This window comes from Sulfurimonas sp. HSL-1656, from assembly GCF_039645585.1.
Classification (GTDB): Bacteria; Campylobacterota; Campylobacteria; order Campylobacterales; family Sulfurimonadaceae; genus Thiomicrolovo; species Thiomicrolovo subterrani.
This window is the reverse complement of the sequence record NZ_CP147915.1, coordinates 13,707-28,720: the sequence shown is the minus strand read 5'-3', so window position 1 is coordinate 28,720 and position 15,014 is coordinate 13,707. Positions and strand designations below refer to the sequence as shown.

General features: G+C 60.7%; 16 protein-coding genes. 6 read left to right on the top strand and 10 right to left on the bottom strand.

Annotated elements, in window-relative coordinates; genetic code table 11:
- Position 1 precedes the first annotated feature (1 nt).
- Complete coding sequence (locus WCX49_RS00140; RefSeq protein ID WP_345985559.1) at positions 2 to 481, bottom strand: haloacid dehalogenase; 480 nt, start codon at positions 479 to 481, stop codon at positions 2 to 4.
- A gap of 94 nt (positions 482 to 575) precedes the next feature.
- Between WCX49_RS00140 and selD the strand changes: the two genes are divergently transcribed.
- From selD to WCX49_RS00120, 4 genes are all read left to right on the top strand, one after another.
- Positions 576 to 1,607, top strand: a complete 1,032-nt coding sequence (selD, locus tag WCX49_RS00135; RefSeq protein WP_345985558.1) for a selenide, water dikinase SelD — start codon at positions 576 to 578, stop codon at positions 1,605 to 1,607.
- 123 nt (positions 1,608 to 1,730) lie between these two features.
- Positions 1,731 to 2,882 carry a tRNA 2-selenouridine(34) synthase MnmH gene (mnmH, locus tag WCX49_RS00130; protein WP_345985557.1) on the top strand — a complete coding sequence of 384 codons (1,152 nt, stop codon included), beginning with the start codon at positions 1,731 to 1,733 and terminating at the stop codon, positions 2,880 to 2,882.
- On the top strand, positions 2,854 to 3,501 hold the full coding sequence (locus WCX49_RS00125) for a uracil-DNA glycosylase (protein WP_345985556.1): 648 nt from the start codon (positions 2,854 to 2,856) through the stop codon (positions 3,499 to 3,501). The genes mnmH and WCX49_RS00125 overlap by 29 nt, the downstream gene beginning before the upstream one ends.
- On the top strand, positions 3,492 to 4,193 hold the full coding sequence (locus WCX49_RS00120; RefSeq protein WP_345985555.1) for a DUF429 domain-containing protein: 702 nt from the start codon (positions 3,492 to 3,494) through the stop codon (positions 4,191 to 4,193). Before WCX49_RS00125 ends, WCX49_RS00120 begins: the two co-directional genes overlap by 10 nt.
- Here the strand turns inward: WCX49_RS00120 and proB are convergent.
- From proB to WCX49_RS00100, 4 genes are all read right to left on the bottom strand, one after another.
- A complete protein-coding gene (proB, locus tag WCX49_RS00115; RefSeq protein WP_345985554.1) occupies positions 4,180 to 4,941 on the bottom strand; it encodes a glutamate 5-kinase in 762 nt (253 codons plus the stop codon). The genes WCX49_RS00120 and proB overlap by 14 nt on opposite strands.
- Positions 4,942 to 5,034: 93 nt before the next feature.
- Positions 5,035 to 6,828: a DNA helicase RecQ gene (gene recQ, locus WCX49_RS00110; protein WP_345985553.1), complete on the bottom strand. Its 1,794-nt coding sequence runs from the start codon at positions 6,826 to 6,828 to the stop codon at positions 5,035 to 5,037.
- 87 nt (positions 6,829 to 6,915) lie between these two features.
- A complete protein-coding gene (locus tag WCX49_RS00105; RefSeq protein WP_345985552.1) occupies positions 6,916 to 7,254 on the bottom strand; it encodes a ferredoxin-thioredoxin reductase catalytic domain-containing protein in 339 nt (112 codons plus the stop codon).
- Positions 7,255 to 7,474: 220 nt separating this feature from the next.
- Positions 7,475 to 8,485 carry a hypothetical protein gene (locus tag WCX49_RS00100; RefSeq protein WP_345985551.1) on the bottom strand — a complete coding sequence of 337 codons (1,011 nt, stop codon included), beginning with the start codon at positions 8,483 to 8,485 and terminating at the stop codon, positions 7,475 to 7,477.
- A 130-nt stretch (positions 8,486 to 8,615) separates the two neighbouring features.
- On the opposite strand from WCX49_RS00100, the gene WCX49_RS00095 reads away from it, so the two are divergent.
- Positions 8,616 to 9,632: an NAD(P)/FAD-dependent oxidoreductase gene (locus tag WCX49_RS00095; RefSeq protein ID WP_345985550.1), complete on the top strand. Its 1,017-nt coding sequence runs from the start codon at positions 8,616 to 8,618 to the stop codon at positions 9,630 to 9,632.
- Positions 9,633 to 9,939: 307 nt separating this feature from the next.
- Positions 9,940 to 11,136, top strand: a complete 1,197-nt coding sequence (locus tag WCX49_RS00090; RefSeq protein ID WP_345985549.1) for an outer membrane protein transport protein — start codon at positions 9,940 to 9,942, stop codon at positions 11,134 to 11,136.
- Between the two features lie 36 nt (positions 11,137 to 11,172).
- Here the strand turns inward: WCX49_RS00090 and WCX49_RS00085 are convergent, their stop codons facing one another.
- The 5 genes from WCX49_RS00085 to edd form a co-directional block, all read right to left on the bottom strand.
- The gene (locus WCX49_RS00085) at positions 11,173 to 11,424 is read right to left on the bottom strand and encodes a peptide methionine sulfoxide reductase (RefSeq protein WP_345985548.1); all 252 of its coding nucleotides are present in this window, start codon (positions 11,422 to 11,424) and stop codon (positions 11,173 to 11,175) included.
- Entirely contained in the window at positions 11,411 to 11,890 is a 480-nt protein-coding gene (locus WCX49_RS00080) for an MOSC domain-containing protein (RefSeq protein WP_345985547.1), read from the bottom strand. Before WCX49_RS00080 ends, WCX49_RS00085 begins: the two co-directional genes overlap by 14 nt.
- A gap of 53 nt (positions 11,891 to 11,943) precedes the next feature.
- Positions 11,944 to 12,210, bottom strand: coding sequence for a hypothetical protein (locus tag WCX49_RS00075; RefSeq protein ID WP_345985546.1), 267 nt, complete (start codon positions 12,208 to 12,210; stop codon positions 11,944 to 11,946).
- 343 nt (positions 12,211 to 12,553) lie between these two features.
- Complete coding sequence (eda, locus tag WCX49_RS00070; protein WP_345985545.1) at positions 12,554 to 13,180, bottom strand: bifunctional 4-hydroxy-2-oxoglutarate aldolase/2-dehydro-3-deoxy-phosphogluconate aldolase; 627 nt, start codon at positions 13,178 to 13,180, stop codon at positions 12,554 to 12,556.
- Entirely contained in the window at positions 13,177 to 15,009 is a 1,833-nt protein-coding gene (edd, locus tag WCX49_RS00065; RefSeq protein ID WP_345985544.1) for a phosphogluconate dehydratase, read from the bottom strand. Before edd ends, eda begins: the two co-directional genes overlap by 4 nt.
- Between the last annotated feature and the right edge of the window lie 5 nt (positions 15,010 to 15,014).

The following is a 15,014-nucleotide window of genomic DNA, read 5'->3' as shown; positions in this document are numbered from 1 at the left end:
GTCAGCGGCGCAGGGTGGCGATCAGCCGCTTCTCGTTGAGCAGCAGCCCCAGGGCATCTTCGATATGCCTGCAGACGACATCACCCGCCATCAGGGTCTCCGTCGCGCACCCCTCGTCCCCGACAAGGGCGATGCCCAGCGCGGCGGCTTTGAGCATCTGCGCATCGTTGCCGCCGTTGCCGACCGCCGCGCAGTGCGAAGCGCCGAGTTCCCAGATGTAAGCGGCCTTTTCTCCCGTATGGTCGCTGCTGTGCAGCACCTTGACCGTGACGTCGTAGGGCGCGACCGCTTCGGCGACCGTGCCGAAGGTGTCGGAGGTGATGACATGGACGGTGAAGCGTTCGCAAAGCGGCCCCAGCAGGGCTGCCGCGGCCTCCGTCAGCGTGCCGTCCAGGGCAAGGGTCCCGTTGTAATCGAGGACGACGTGGCGCAGGGCGAGCGTCGCGTAATGGGGGATGTCGATCTGAACTTCTTTGGGCATAGCGGCTCCTTTGGCAGCATCATACCACGACACCTCTAAAGTGCATTCTTATCGAAAGGGGACTATCATTCGGAAAAAGCGGAAAGGCTTGCGCATGAACGACATCCGACTGACCCAATACAGCCACGGCGCCGGCTGCGGCTGCAAGATCTCCCCCAAGCAGCTCGACAACATCCTCCAAAGTGCGCGCGAAAACATCAGCTACCCCGCCCTGCTCGTCGGCAACGCCAGCAACGACGACGCGGCGGCTTTTGACCTCGGCAACGGCACCTCGGTCCTCTCCACGACGGACTTCTTCATGCCGATCGTCGACGACCCCTTCACCTTCGGGCGCATCGCCGCGACCAACGCCATCAGCGACATCTACGCCATGGGCGGCAAACCGCTGATGGCCATCTCCATCTTCGGCTGGCCCATCGCCAAACTGCCCGACGAGGTTGCCCGCGAGGTGATCGAAGGAGGGCGTTCTGTCTGCGAAGCGGCGGGCATCCCGCTGGCGGGAGGCCACAGCATCGACTCCCCCGAACCCATCTTCGGCCTGGCCGTCACCGGCATCGTCGATAACGAGCACCTCAAGCGCAACAACGCTGCCGAAGCGGGCTGCGAGCTCTTCCTGACCAAGCCGATCGGCATCGGGATCCTCACGACGGCGCAGAAACAGGGCAAGATCGCACCAGGCGACATCGACCCGGCCGTCGAAGCGATGACGACGCTCAACGCCATCGGCGCCGCTATCGCCCACATGGAGGGCGTCACCGCCGTCACCGATGTCACCGGATTCGGACTGCTGGGCCACCTGGCCGAAATGGTTGAGGGCAGCGGAATCGGCGCCGTCGTCCGGTTTGACGACGTGCCGCTGCTGCCGAAAGTCAAGGAGTATCTCGCCATGGAGTGCGTCCCGGGCGGCACCCGCCGCAACTTCCAGAGCTACGGCCACAAGATCGGCCCGATGACCCCCGAGCAGCAGGATATCCTCTGCGACGCCCAGACCTCCGGCGGGCTGCTCTGTGCCGTGCGCCAGGAAGCCGTCGCCGATTTCCTGGCCCTTGCCGAAGCGGAAGGGCTCTCCCTCAAAAGCATCGGCGAGACCGTTGAACGCGGAACGCACCTGATAGATGTCGTCTGATATCATCTTATTTAAAACGCCAAAGGAGCAAAGCCCCTCTGCCTACGCTAACGCTATGTTTGCTTCGGCAGCAGGCCCGCACACCTTTGGTGCTTTTACCATTTCCCACAAAAAGATAATTTAATGTCTCAGGAAATTAATATCGGTACAGTCGACGAGATCGAGGCGATAAAGCGCAAGAACCTTCCCCTCACCGACGCCTTCCGCAGCATCGTGCTGGAGAACCGCCCGCTCATCGACGTGCGCGCGCAGGTCGAATTTGAAAAGGGGGCCTTCCCCGGTGCCGTCAACCTGCCGCTGATGACCGACGAGGAGCGCCACCTTATCGGCATCCGCTACAAAGAAGCCGGCAACGCGGCGGCCGTGTCCCTTGGCAAACAGCTTGTCGGCCCGCACAAGCAGGAGCGGGTCGAAGCCTGGGCCGACTTTGTCAATGCGCACCCCGACGCCTGGCTCTACTGCTTCCGGGGCGGCCAGCGCTCCCAGATCGCCCAGGCGTGGCTGGAAGAGGCCGGCGTCACCCTGCCCCGCCTCAAGGGGGGCTACAAGGCGTTCCGCCATTTCCTGATGACCGAGAGCGAACGTATCAGCGGCGAGGCCGACACCCTCATCATCAGCGGCCGGACCGGGACGGGCAAGACCCTGCTGATCCACCGGCTGGAGAACGCCGTCGACCTTGAAGGCATCGCGAACCACCGCGGCTCCTCCTTCGGGCGGCACATCACCCCCCAGCCCTCCCAGATCAACTTCGAGGACCGCCTCGCCTATGCCCTGATCCGCCACGAGGCCGCGCACCACCGCCACCTCGTCATCGAACACGAAAGCCACAACGTCGGACGGGTCTACATCCCCAAGCCGGTCTATGACAACTTCCTCGAAGGGGGGCTTATCATCCTGACGGCCACGCTGGACGAACGGGTGGAGATCACCTTCGACGAGTATGTCACCCACGCCCTGGAGGAGTACCGCCAGATGTTCGCCGAACAGCCGGAGCGCCACTGGTTCGATGACGCTAACTCGGGCATCGACCGCATCAAACGGCGGCTCGGCGACGAGCGCTTCCGGCAGATCAAACAGCTCTTCGCCGGTGCCTTTGCCGAGCAGTTGAGCAGCGGGGAGACCGAACAGCACAAACCGTGGATCAGGATGCTGCTGCGCGACTACTACGACCCCATGTATGACTACCAGATCGCCAAAAGCCCCGTGCCCGTCCTCTTCCGCGGCAATGCCGATGAAGTGATCGACTATGTCCGCAGCCGTGAAGATCGACGCTGACATAAAACGCTTCGGCAAACATCTCCAGGACGCCGCCGTCGGTGCGGACGTCACCAACTTTTACGCCGCCAAGCGCACCAACACCCAGCGCCACAACCTGCAGTGCTACCTGCAGCAGATGCGTGCCCTGCAGCCCGAAGTGCTGCTCGTCGGCGAAGCCCCCGGCTACAACGGCTGCCGCCTGACGGGCATCCCCTTCAGCTCCGAAGCGCTCGTCGCGGAGGGGGTGCTGGAGGGTGCCCTCTTTACGGCGCGCCACGGCTACCGCACTGCCAAACCTCCCTTCACCCGCGAACAGAGTGCGGGGATCGTCTGGGAGGTGCTGCAGCGCCACCATACCGCCGCGCTCTGCTGGAACGCCTTCTGTTTCCACCCGCACGTCACGGGAAACCCGGATTCCAACCGCAAACCGACAGGCAGGGAGATCGACAGCGCGGTGTCCTTCCTGCGGCGTCTGCTGGATCTTTTCCCCTCCGTCACCACCGTCGTTGCCGTCGGCAACAGCGCGGAAGCGGCGCTGACGCAGCTGGAGATCCCCCATGTCAAGGTCCGACACCCCGCCCGCGGAGGCAAGCCCGCTTTTACGACGGGCATGGAAGCGGTGCTGGCATGCCGCTGACCCCTGCACCGTTCTACATCGGCATCGATCTCGCCTGGGCGGAGGGCAACCCCAGCGGCGTTGCCGTCATCGATGCGGATGCCCGCCTGGTCGCTTATTGCTATGCCGATACCGTCGAAGCGATCCTCGACATCGTCCGCGCCTACCCGGGCTGCCGCGTCGGCGTCGACGCCCCGATGATCATCCCCAACGCCACGGGGCACCGCCCCAACGAGCGGCAATTCCTCAAAACCTTTGCCCGCTACGGCCTCGGGGTGCACGCCGTCAACACGCAGCTGTTTGAAAAACGTTTTAGACGTTATGCGGGGTTTGCCCTCTACGAAGGGCTCAAAGCGGAAGGGATCGGTTTTGAAGAAGGCACGCTCTTCGAGGTCTATCCCCATGCCACCATTCTTGCGCTGTTCAACGACAGCAAGGTCCTGCGCTACAAAGCCTCGGTGCCGAAAGAAGCACGTCTGGGGGCGATGGCGAAGCTGCAAACGGCCCTGTTTGAAGTCCTAACAGTCCCAAACGGCCTTAAAACACCGCTGGGGACGCTCAGGGGCAAAGCGCTCAAGGCCGAAGAGGATTTTCTCGACAGCCTCGTCTGCGCCTACACACTCTATTACGCTACAGAGAAAAGATGTCTGAAGTTCGGGGATGCGGAAATCGGTGTGCTGCTGACGCCGCCACCGGGGGTCACTCCGTCGTAAAGAGGGTCCCCGACGTCTGTTTACCGTCCAGCAGATAGTTGCGGGCCGCGGTCAGGTCGAAACCGTTGCACAGGAACATGTCGATCCCGCGCCGCATCACGAAATCGGCGGCTTTCAGTTTGGTCACGATGCCGCCGGTCGCGAAGAAGCTGCTGGGGGTCGCTTCATCCATCAGCTCGCCGGGGGTCAGGACCGTCACCTTTTTGCGCAGCTGTGCATCCGCATGCTCTTTGGGGTTCATGTCGTAATACCCCTCGATATCGCTGAGAATCACCAGCTCTTCCGCCCCGATCGCAAAGGCGACATTGGCGGAGAGCTGGTCGTTGTCGCCGAAAAGCTGGTCAGGCGTGGAAGTGATGTCGTTCTCGTTGACGATAGGCAGAATGTCGTTTTCCAGGTGCGCGTCGATGATCTCCTGGAACATCTTGGTGCGTTTGCGGGAGTCGAAATCGTCCTCGGTCAGAAGGATCTGTGCCGTATCGATATTGTAGATATCGAATTTCTTTTTGTAACTGGTCATCAAAATGGGCTGCCCCGCCGCCGCCAGCGCTTTTTTGCCGATCTGCTTGCGCTTGTCGAGCTTGAGGGCGGAGTAGCCCGCCGCAACGGCACCGGAACTGACCAGAACGACATCATATTTTTTCTTCAACTCGGCAATGAGCGAGACGAGGTTGAGCATCCGCTCCTTTGCGATGTTGTTGTTTTCGGTCAGCACGGCAGTTCCGACCTTGAGTACTATTCGTTTCATGGTCCTCTTTCTAAATAACGTTCTTCATTTTATCGGCCATATCGGTATGGCAAAGCACCTCTAAAGTAGCAGAAATTCGTAAAAAAAGCAAAATCAGCTCTGGAGCAGCAGCAAAAACTGCGCCCCGTAGCGCTCGAATTTCACCTCGCCGACACCGCCGACTTCGAGCATCTGCGCTTTCGTCTGCGGCCGTGATGCCGCCATCTCCTTGAGGGTTTTGTCCCCGAAAACGACGTAGGGCGGCACCCCGTGCTCCTGGGCGATCTCGAACCGCAGTGCCCGCAGTGCCTCGAAAAGCTCCGTATCGTAGTCGAAATGCTCCGGCGCGGCTTTTTGGACAGTCTTGGCCCGGACATTGAGGCGGTCGGCGCGGATAAGGACCTTTTCCTCGCCTTTGAGCACGGCCAGCCCCGCCTGGGTCAGAAAGAGGCCGTGGTGTTCGTTCAGGTCCACCGCCCCGATCTCCAGCATCCGGTCGATGACGACGAGCCACTGCTTCTTGTTCAGGGCTTCGCCCACCCCGTAGACCGAGAGTTCGTCATGGCCGTTGGCAAGAAGCTTCTGCTCCCGCGAGCCGCGCAGCACGTCAATGAGGTAGCTTTTGCCGAACCGCTGCCCGGTACGGTAGACACAGGAGAGCAGCATCTGCGCCTCGGTCGTGATGTCGCGTTTGTCGTACTCGGGCTCCAGGCAGTTGTCGCAGTGCGTCCCGCAGGGCGCGATGCGGTCGCCGAAATATTCGGCCAGCTGCTGGTGGCGGCAGGTCTCGGCCGAAGCGTAGCGGTGTACGGCGCCGAGCTTCTGCATCAGGTGCGCCTTGTAGGTTTCATCCTCGTTCATCTCGACGAACCGCTTCTGCTGGATCAGGTCCTGGGCCCCGAAGAGCATGACGACGTCGGCGTGGTCGCCGTCACGCCCGGCCCGGCCGATCTCCTGGTAGTAGTTCTCCACCGTCTTGGGGAGGCTCATGTGAAAAACGTAGCGGATGTTGCTCTTGTCTATTCCCATCCCGAAGGCGATCGTCGCGACGATAATCCGGACCCGGTCGTGGACGAAGTCATCAAAAACGGCATTGCGCTGTTCCGTCGGCATTCCGGCATGGTAGGCCGCAGCCGCATACCCTTTCTGTTGCAGGAAATGCGCGACGGCCTCGACGCTTTTGCGGGAGAAGGCGTAGACGATCCCGCTCTCCGTTTTGTGGTCGTCGAGGAAATCGCGGAGCTGGTCATACCCGTCCTTGATCCGGTGGCGGACGGTGATCTGGAGGTTATCGCGGTAGATCTGCCCCTGCAGGACGTTGGGATCGTTCAGACGCAGCAGGCGCAGGATGTCCTCGCGCACATGCGCCGTCGCCGTCGCGGTAAAGGCGGCGATGGCGATCCCGGGAAAGAAATCCCGCAGCTGCGAGAGGGCACGGTAGTCGGCCCGGAATTCATGCCCCCACTCGCTGATACAGTGCGCTTCGTCGATGACGAAGTAGTTGAGCCTGATGTTTGAGAGGATCGTGCGCATCCCCTCGGTGTTGAGGCGTTCGGGGGAGAGGTAGAGGAAGTCGATCTCCCCGGCATAAAGCCGCCGTACGATCTCGCCGCTCTCCTCCGCCGTCTGCATCGAGGAGAGCATCTCCGCGCGCATCCCCTGGGCTTTGAGACTCTGGACCTGGTCGTGCATGAGGGCGAGCAGCGGGGAGATGACGACGGTCATGCCTTCCATCAGCAGGGCGGGCAACTGGTAGGAGAGTGATTTCCCGCCGCCGGTGGGCAGGATCATCAGCAGGTCGCGGCCGGCAAGGATGGTGTCGACGGCCTCCTCCTGCAGCGGACGGAAGCCGTTATGGCCGAAGCGGTCTTTGAGAACGGAATATTTATCGGTAGCGTGATCGGGCATGTCAAAACTTTTTCACATCATAGCCAAATCGCGGCGGCAACGTGAAAAAAGCGGCAGCAGTGTCATCCGCGCAGGGCGGACGACGGCTTACATATCGTGGGTAGAAGCGTATTCGGGGGTACAGAAGATCCCGCAGTGGCACTTGCCCTCTTCGGGGACTTCGTGATCGATGGCGGGTTTGCAGGGACAGATGCGGTCATCGGCACTTTTGTGCTTGCCGTTCTCATCCTCGAGGACCATGAAACAGGGGCAGAAGCGCTTTCCGTAGAGCATCTTGTGACGGGCAAGCCCCATCAGGACCCCCTCGTTGACATCATGATTGGGGTTGTAGACCCATCCGAACTGGGCGTTGACTTTGTCGGTGAATTTTTTCGTTTTTTCGAGCTCCGCGAGGAACTCCGGGGAACTCATATCGACCATCTGCATCATCGTTTCCTTGTTGTTTGGGGACTGTATGACCCTCTTTTTCGATGCCACAAGTATAGGAAGAGGCGACTTAAAGGCACCAAACCCTTTTCCCGAATCGCGAATCCGTAAGGTTGATGTGTCACCGTTTGAAATAGTTAACCGCTTCGGAGAGGCAAAAAAGGTGCCGCTTGGCAGGCACGTTTCGGTTGTGATGGGCAGGAAAAACGGAGGGCAGCCACTACAGGCCGAGCCCGCCCAGCAGTCCGCCGCCGATATCCGTGAGCGTATCGCCGATATCGCCGATCAGGGTGGTAAGATCCGTATCGCCGAGCGATCCGAGGGCGGCGGTTAATGTGCCGTTGATGTCATTAAGCAAAACCGTGACGGCCGCCTCGTCGATGTTGACGCTGCCCTCGTGCAGGGTCTGGTTGACATCTTCAAGCAGGGCGGCGATATCCCCGGCGGTGAGCGTACCGCCGAGCGCGCTGAGAGTGCTGTTGATATCTTCAAGGATCCCCGCCAGGTCGTTGAGCAGGCTGACATTGATCGCGCGCGCCGCGGTGGCGATGGAGCGGTACCCCTCGCCGCCATCGGTGCCCAACGCGGTAAAGGTCACGGTGTAGTTTCCCTCCCCCGGGTTTGCAAAGGTTTCGTTGACGTCGATGCGGCTCAGGTTGGTGTCGGGGTAAACATAAAGCGTTTCAAGTGCCGTGGCGTCTCTCAATATCGCCACCGCGACCAGGTGCATCCCGTCAGGGTCCATCGCCGTCGCCGTCACAGTGACCCCCGGTTCCAGCACCCCCGCACTGGCCGGCACGTCAACAGCCTGCAGCGCCGTCGCGGCATCGTCCGCGGTGTCCGTGATCTCGAATGAGGCATTGAGCTCCAGCGTTTTACTGCCACTGACGCCGGCGAGCGCGCATGCAACGTGCGTCGTCGTCTCCACATTCCCCGCCGTGTAGTGGATATTTGAGCCGTCGACGGTCATATTGAGCTCGGGGGAGACAAAGGCCGCCCCTCCGTCCGTCACAACGGTCTGCACCTCGCCGTCCGTATCAATGAAACGGTACGAATCCGCACCCTCGAAATACGCCGCGGCATCCAGGGTCCCACTGCTTTTTTCGACGACGGAGACCGCAATCCCCTCCACCAGTGCCGACACCCCCGAAGCACCGCCGCTGCCGCCGCAACCGCCCAGCAGGGCGAGCAGCGGCAGTGCGAACGTCACAGACACCTTGCTTTTTGTCATGCTATTTTCCTTTGACACCGACGCGGAACGTTTTGTGCAAACATCCGGTAAAGATCATTAAAACATAAATTATTTAAAGAAAAAATACGCCAAAGTATCGGGTCAACCGGGAAGGACTATACTGTCGGCCATGAAACCGGAACTCATCATTGTAGGCGCAGGCCTGAACGGTCTGCTGCTGGCCCATCTGCTGCAGGGGCACTACCGCATCACGCTGCTCGAAGCGCGGCCGCGCATCGGCGGCAGGATCCTTACCGTCGAGGAGGCGGGGGAGCGTTTCGACCTCGGACCGACCTGGGTCTGGCCCCACCAGCCCCACATCCGGCACCTCATCGATGCCCTGGGCCTCACCCTCTTCCGCCACTATGACCAGGGCGCCTTTGCCTATGACGCTCCCGAAGGCGTGCAGTACTTCCGCACCGGGCAAAACGCCCCCTCATACAGGATCGAAGGGGGTGCCGGGATGCTGACATCCTCCCTGGCCGAACGCCTGGACGATGTCGACATCCGGCTGGAGACCCCGGTACGCACGATCGTCTCGGACGGCGGAGGCATCGCCGTCCACACCGACGGGGAGACACTGCGCGCCGCACACTGCATCGTCACGCTGCCGCCCCGGCTCTGCGCCGACACCATCGCCTTCGAACCGCCGCTGGCGGCACCGGTGCGTGAAAAGATGCTCGCCATCCCGACCTGGATGGGCTTTTCGTCCAAGTGCATCGTCACCTATGCCGAACCCTTCTGGCGGGAACGGGGACTGAGCGGGTTTGCCACCAGCCACCGCGGTCCCCTCTCCGAAGTACATGACGCTTCAACCCGGAACAAGGGGGCGCTCTTCGGTTTCTACCATACCCGTTCCGCCGATGATGCACAGGCTGAGCGCGTCATCGATCAGCTCACCCGCCTCTTCGGACCGGAGGCACGCGATTACGAGGTTTTCCGCTACCACAACTGGCGCAGCGACCCCTACACCTCCGTCCCCGCCGACCGCGAACCCCTCGATGCCCATCCCCGTTACGGGATGGAAACGGCAGTATCGGCGTGCCTGCATTTCTGCGGGACCGAAACCGAATCGCAGGAGGGGGGCTACCTCGAAGGCGCCGTCATTGCGGCGATGCGACTGGCCAAAACGCTGATAGAAGCCTAGCCTTCGCACCTCACCGATCTGACGGCAATTCCATGCCGTTTTCGGAGCATGAGCGCTCCGGGCGACTCCCACAACATTGAAACCTAACTGTGACCAACCTTGATATATATTAAATATTTATTTTTTAAATCAATTTTCAATTAACTGTTTTTTCTATCAAAAAAACCCTTATTTATAGTAATAGGCAAATAATTGACAGAAATACCTATTCATTTTACATGGGCATTAAACTATTATGCAATAAAAAATTGTGACGGGTAGACGCGCTCTTTTTTTGAATTTTTATTAACTATATTCAGGAGAACATATGAAAACATCAGCACGTTTGGCACTGGCAGCCGTAGCGGCCCTTGGGGCAACCTCAGCATACGCGACCAACGGCGACCACCTCATCGGGCTCGGTGCAAAAGCACGCGGCATGGGCGGCATCGGTATCGGCATGAGCCACGGGGCGGAATCGGCGCTGGCCAACCCCGCGATGATCACCGAAGTCCCGGCCACGGAGATCTCCTTCGGCGGCACGGTGTTCATGCCGGATGTCAAATACGACGGGGGTACAGGTTACCGCCAGAGCGATGCCGACCTGAACGTCATTCCGGAAGTATCGATCGCGGCCAAGATCAATGACAACCTCTACCTCGGCGTCGGGATGTGGGGTACCGGGGGTATGGGAACGGATTACCGCGAAGATACCTCGGGGACCACGATGCAGATGGTGACGAACCTGCAGCTGATGCAGTTCGGCGTCCCGGTAGCATATACTACCCACGGCTTCAGCATCGGCGCGACGGCGATTGTGCAGTACGGGGCACTGGATATCAACTATAACAACGGGACCACGGTGGGCTCGGGCATTGCGCAGGATATCGCGCTGGGGTACACCCTGGGGGCGTCGTACGACCTGGGCGAAGCCGGCATTACGGGTGCGAAGGTGGGCTTCGTCTACAAATCAGCTATCACGATGGATTACAAAGACCAGCTGACGAATGCAACGGCCCCCTTTGCGTCCGCGGGCGTTACCGGCATCTCTTCCGAGCTGGAGCAGCCGGCCGAATACGGCGCGGGACTCTCCTACACTCTGGGCGGCCATACCGCCGCGTTCGACTATAAACGTATTGCCTGGAGCGACGCCACAGGGTACAAGGATTTCGGCTGGAAAGATCAGGACGTCTTTATGGTCGGCTACCAGTTCACGTCTGACCTGGGGCAGCTCAGAGCGGGATACAACTACGCGAAAAGCCCGATCAGAGAGCTTGACTGGATGAGCAACGGCGGCGCGGCACTGAACATGTTCAACCTGCTCGGTTTCCCGGCCACCGTGGAACAGCACTTCACCCTCGGGGGGACCTATAACCTCAATGAAACGCTCGCGTGCGACCTCGCCTTCGCCTATGCGCCGGAAACGGAAGAGCGGTTCACCTCCGCCAATCTCTCCGGTCCCTACGAGATCGGATCGAAACACAGCCAGACCAGCGTCAGCATGCAGGTAACGTACACCTTCTGATCCCCGCCGCCATTGAGTGCCGGCGGCGCTCCACACTTACGGCAGCGTGGCCTTCTCGATAAAAGCGATCACCTTCTCCGCGGGCATCTCGCAGGGTTTGAGCAGGGGGGCGGAAGCAGTCTCATAGTAGTTCAGGCTCACGAAGTCATTGCCTCCGAGCTCTTCGGCGTAGAGCTTGATGAGTCTGCCTTCCAGGTGCGTCTCCTTGCGCATGAGCCAGCGCTTCCCTTCGTAAAGCACCTCTTGCGCCCCGTCCGGAAAGGCGCGCAGTTTTTCACGGTAGGACATAAAGAGCATCCCCTTCACTGATCGTCCCGCCCGTTTCGATCACGGCGCGGATACCGCCTATCCCCTTGAGTCCAATCATCATATCCTCGCCTGTCAGCCGTGAAAGGTAGCGGCAGGGCGGCGCGCTCCGCACCCACCGCAGCGTCACTTCCCCGATACGGAAGCGCTTTTGCTTGAGCAGGGCCAGGTCAACCCCCTCCGTGACGATGTTGCGCCGGAAGTCGGGAGGCGAAAAGGCCGTAGCGAGCCTCTCGTTGCACTCGGCGATCGCTTCGGCGGCGATCAGCGTCACTTCCCGCACACCCGGGTCGAACTGGGGCGCATTGAAACTGCCGCAGCCGAAATAGTAGCGGTCGCCGACAAATCCCCTGCCGGCAACGGCAGTCACGGAGGGAACACGTGTAAGCGGCTGCTTTGCTTCGGGACCGATAAGAAGGGATGTGACCCTGCCCTGTATTTCATTCATCACTGAAATCATACCCTAGAAGGGCCGGGCGGGGAGAGGAGAACGCGGGGATATTACGCGGAGAGGTCAGCTCTGAGCGGCGTGCTTACCTTGTACTGTTTGAGCTTGGCGATATGCGGGAAAAACTCGCGTTTGAGTGCATCGCTGTGCATCTTGATCTTGGAAAAATCCATTGCCTCGTCTATGTTGAAACGTATCGTATTTTCAGAACCCTGTTCGATAATGCAACTGATCGGCGAACTCGTGCGCAGCCATTCGCACAGGCGGTCCGCCAGCTCTTTTCCAATGACGTTTTCAACCTCTTTTGACGTGATGAACATCTGATAATTCCTTAATGATAAAATGCGTAAGTCTACTGCGCTGCCGACTCAACAGCGTCTCAGGCTCGTCACATAATTATTACAAAAATTCATTTTCGCTACGTATTAAAACTGCGCTAAATTTCATCACTCTCGTTCACAATTTCAATATTGTTACTGTTAGATACACCGGGGCGGCAGGCAAGATGCACCTTAAGGCCGATATATTCAAAAATTTAATAAAAAAAGAAAGAAGAAAGTATAGGTATTAGTAATAATTTAATTTGCCTGCTCTCGTCAGTGAAAAGTCTGGGAAAAACAGCGCTTGGTAAAGCGCCGCATCTTTCACGATGGAGACGAAACGTCAGCTCCGTACACTGCCGAGCGCCTCTTTGCAAAGCGCCGTGATCTTTTCGAACTCACCTGCGCCTACTGCCGTTTTGGGAACGATCCAGCTGCCGCCGACGCAGGAGACGTTGGGGAGGGAGAGGAAGTCGTTCATATTCGCCAGACTGACACCGCCGGTGGGGCAGAAACGCATTTCCGGGAAAGGCCCCGCGAACCCCCTGAGCAGCTCGACGCCGCCCACGGCGGTGGCGGGGAAGAGCTTGCACCCGCTGATACCGGCATTGATGGCCGCCATCAGCTCGCTGGCCGTCGCAACGCCGGGGATGAAGGTGATCCCCTCCTGCGCACTCGCCGACAGCAGCTCCGGGCTGATGCCGGGACTGAACGAAAACCGCCCCCCCGCATCGCGGACCCGCAGCAGGTCGCCGGCGTTGATGACGGTGCCCGCCCCGACGTTCATCTCCGGTACCACTTTGGAGATCGCTTCGATGCATTCAAGCGCCGCGTCGCTGCGCAGGGTGACTTCCATAATGCCCACGCCCCCTTCGAGCAGCGCTTCGGCCAGCGGCACGGCATCCGCCACACGCTCAAGTACGACGACCGGAACGACCGGCGAGATCTTGAAAAGTTCCAGAGTTGTCATGCCCGCTCCTCTCCGACCGCATCAAAGATCGTCGCACCCTCTTCGGCGCTGCCGACGTTCTGGCGCATCAGGGCAAAGAGCTCCCGCCCCATGCCGTGCCGGTTGTGCAGGAGCGACGGCGCGGCGGGCTCACGCTTGGCCAGCTCCGCCGCGTCTACCAGGAGCTCCAGCTTTTTTTCATGCACGTCGAGCACCATGCGGTCCCCGTCGCGCACCTTGGCCAGCAGGCCGCCGTGGGCCGCTTCTGGCGTCATGTGGATGGCTGAGGGCACCTTGCCCGATGCTCCCGACATCCGGCCGTCGGTGACGATGGCGACCTTGTACCCCTTGTCCTGCAGCACGCCCAGCGGCGGCATCAGGCCGTGCAGCTCCGGCATGCCGTTGGCTCCGGGCCCCTGGAAACGGACGACGGCGATGAAGTCGCGTTCGAGCTCCCCCGCCCTGAACGCGCTCTGCAGCGCCTCCTGGGAGTCGAAGACCCGCGCTTCCCCCTCGATATGCATCAGTTCCGGCTTGAGCGCCGAGATCTTGATGACGCTGCGGCCGAGGTTCCCCTCCAGCAGCGCCAGCCCCCCTTCGTGGGAGAAAGGCTCCTCCACGGTCGAAACGACGTCGGGGTTGCGCGATACCTCCGGCGCGGACACAAAGGCCAGTTTCCCCGCGTCGAGCAGCGGGGACTCCGTGTAGCGGCGCAGTCCCGGCCCCATCACGGTCTGGACCCCCTCGTGCAGCAGCCCCGCGTCGAGGAGTTCGCGGATGACCAGGCCCATGCCCCCCGCGTCGCGGAAGTGGTTGACGTCCGCCTGGCCGTTGGGGTACATCTTGCAAAGCAGAGGGGTCACGGCGGAAAGGGCGTCGAAATCGTCCCAGGTCAGCACGATCCCTGCCGCCTTGGCCATGGCGATGAGGTGGAGAGTATGGTTCGTCGACCCCCCCGTCGCCATCAGGCCGATAATAGCATTGACGAAACTGCACTCGTCGATCATCCGCCCGACGGGCAGGTAGTCGTCTCCCAGCTGGGTCAGTGCCGCCGCCCGCTGCGCCGCCGCCGACGTCAGCGCGTCGCGCAGCGGCGTGTTCGTATTGACGAAGGCGCTGCCGGGAATGTGCAGCCCCATGATCTCCATCAGCATCTGGTTCGAGTTGGCCGTGCCGTAGAAGGTGCAGGTCCCGCTGCTGTGGTATGAAGCGGCCTCGGTCCGCAGCAGGGCGTCCTTGCCGACCTTGCCCTGGGCGTACTCCTGGCGTACCAGCGCCTTTTCGGCGTTGCTGATCCCCGAGGGCATCGGCCCTGCGGGGACGAAAACGGCGGGCAGGTGTCCGAAGGTCAGCGCCCCGATGAGCAGCCCCGGCACGATCTTGTCGCAGACACCGAGGTAGAGCGCCCCGTCGAAGACGTTGTGCGACAGGGCAATGCCCGTCGCCATCGCGATGGTGTCACGGCTGAAAAGCGAGAGCTCCATCCCGGGCTGCGACTGGGTCACCCCGTCGCACATCGCCGGGACCCCGCCGGCGACCTGTGCTGTCGCACCGACGTCCATGAGAGCCCGCTTGATCAGCGGGGGATAGGTGGCATAGGGCTGGTGCGCGGAGAGCATGTCGTTGTAGGCGGTGACGATCCCGATATGGGGTGTCGCCGTTCCCGCCAGTTTGCTCTTTTCATCGTCGGACTCCGCCGCCATGGCGTGGGCGAGGTTGCTGCACCCCAGCACTTCGCGGTTGGCGCGGTGTGCGTGGTGCGCCGCCTCGATCCGCTGCAGGTAGCGTTCGCGGGTCGGCAGGGATCGTGTTCGGATCCGCTCGGTCACTTCAAGGATAACAGGATGCATCATCT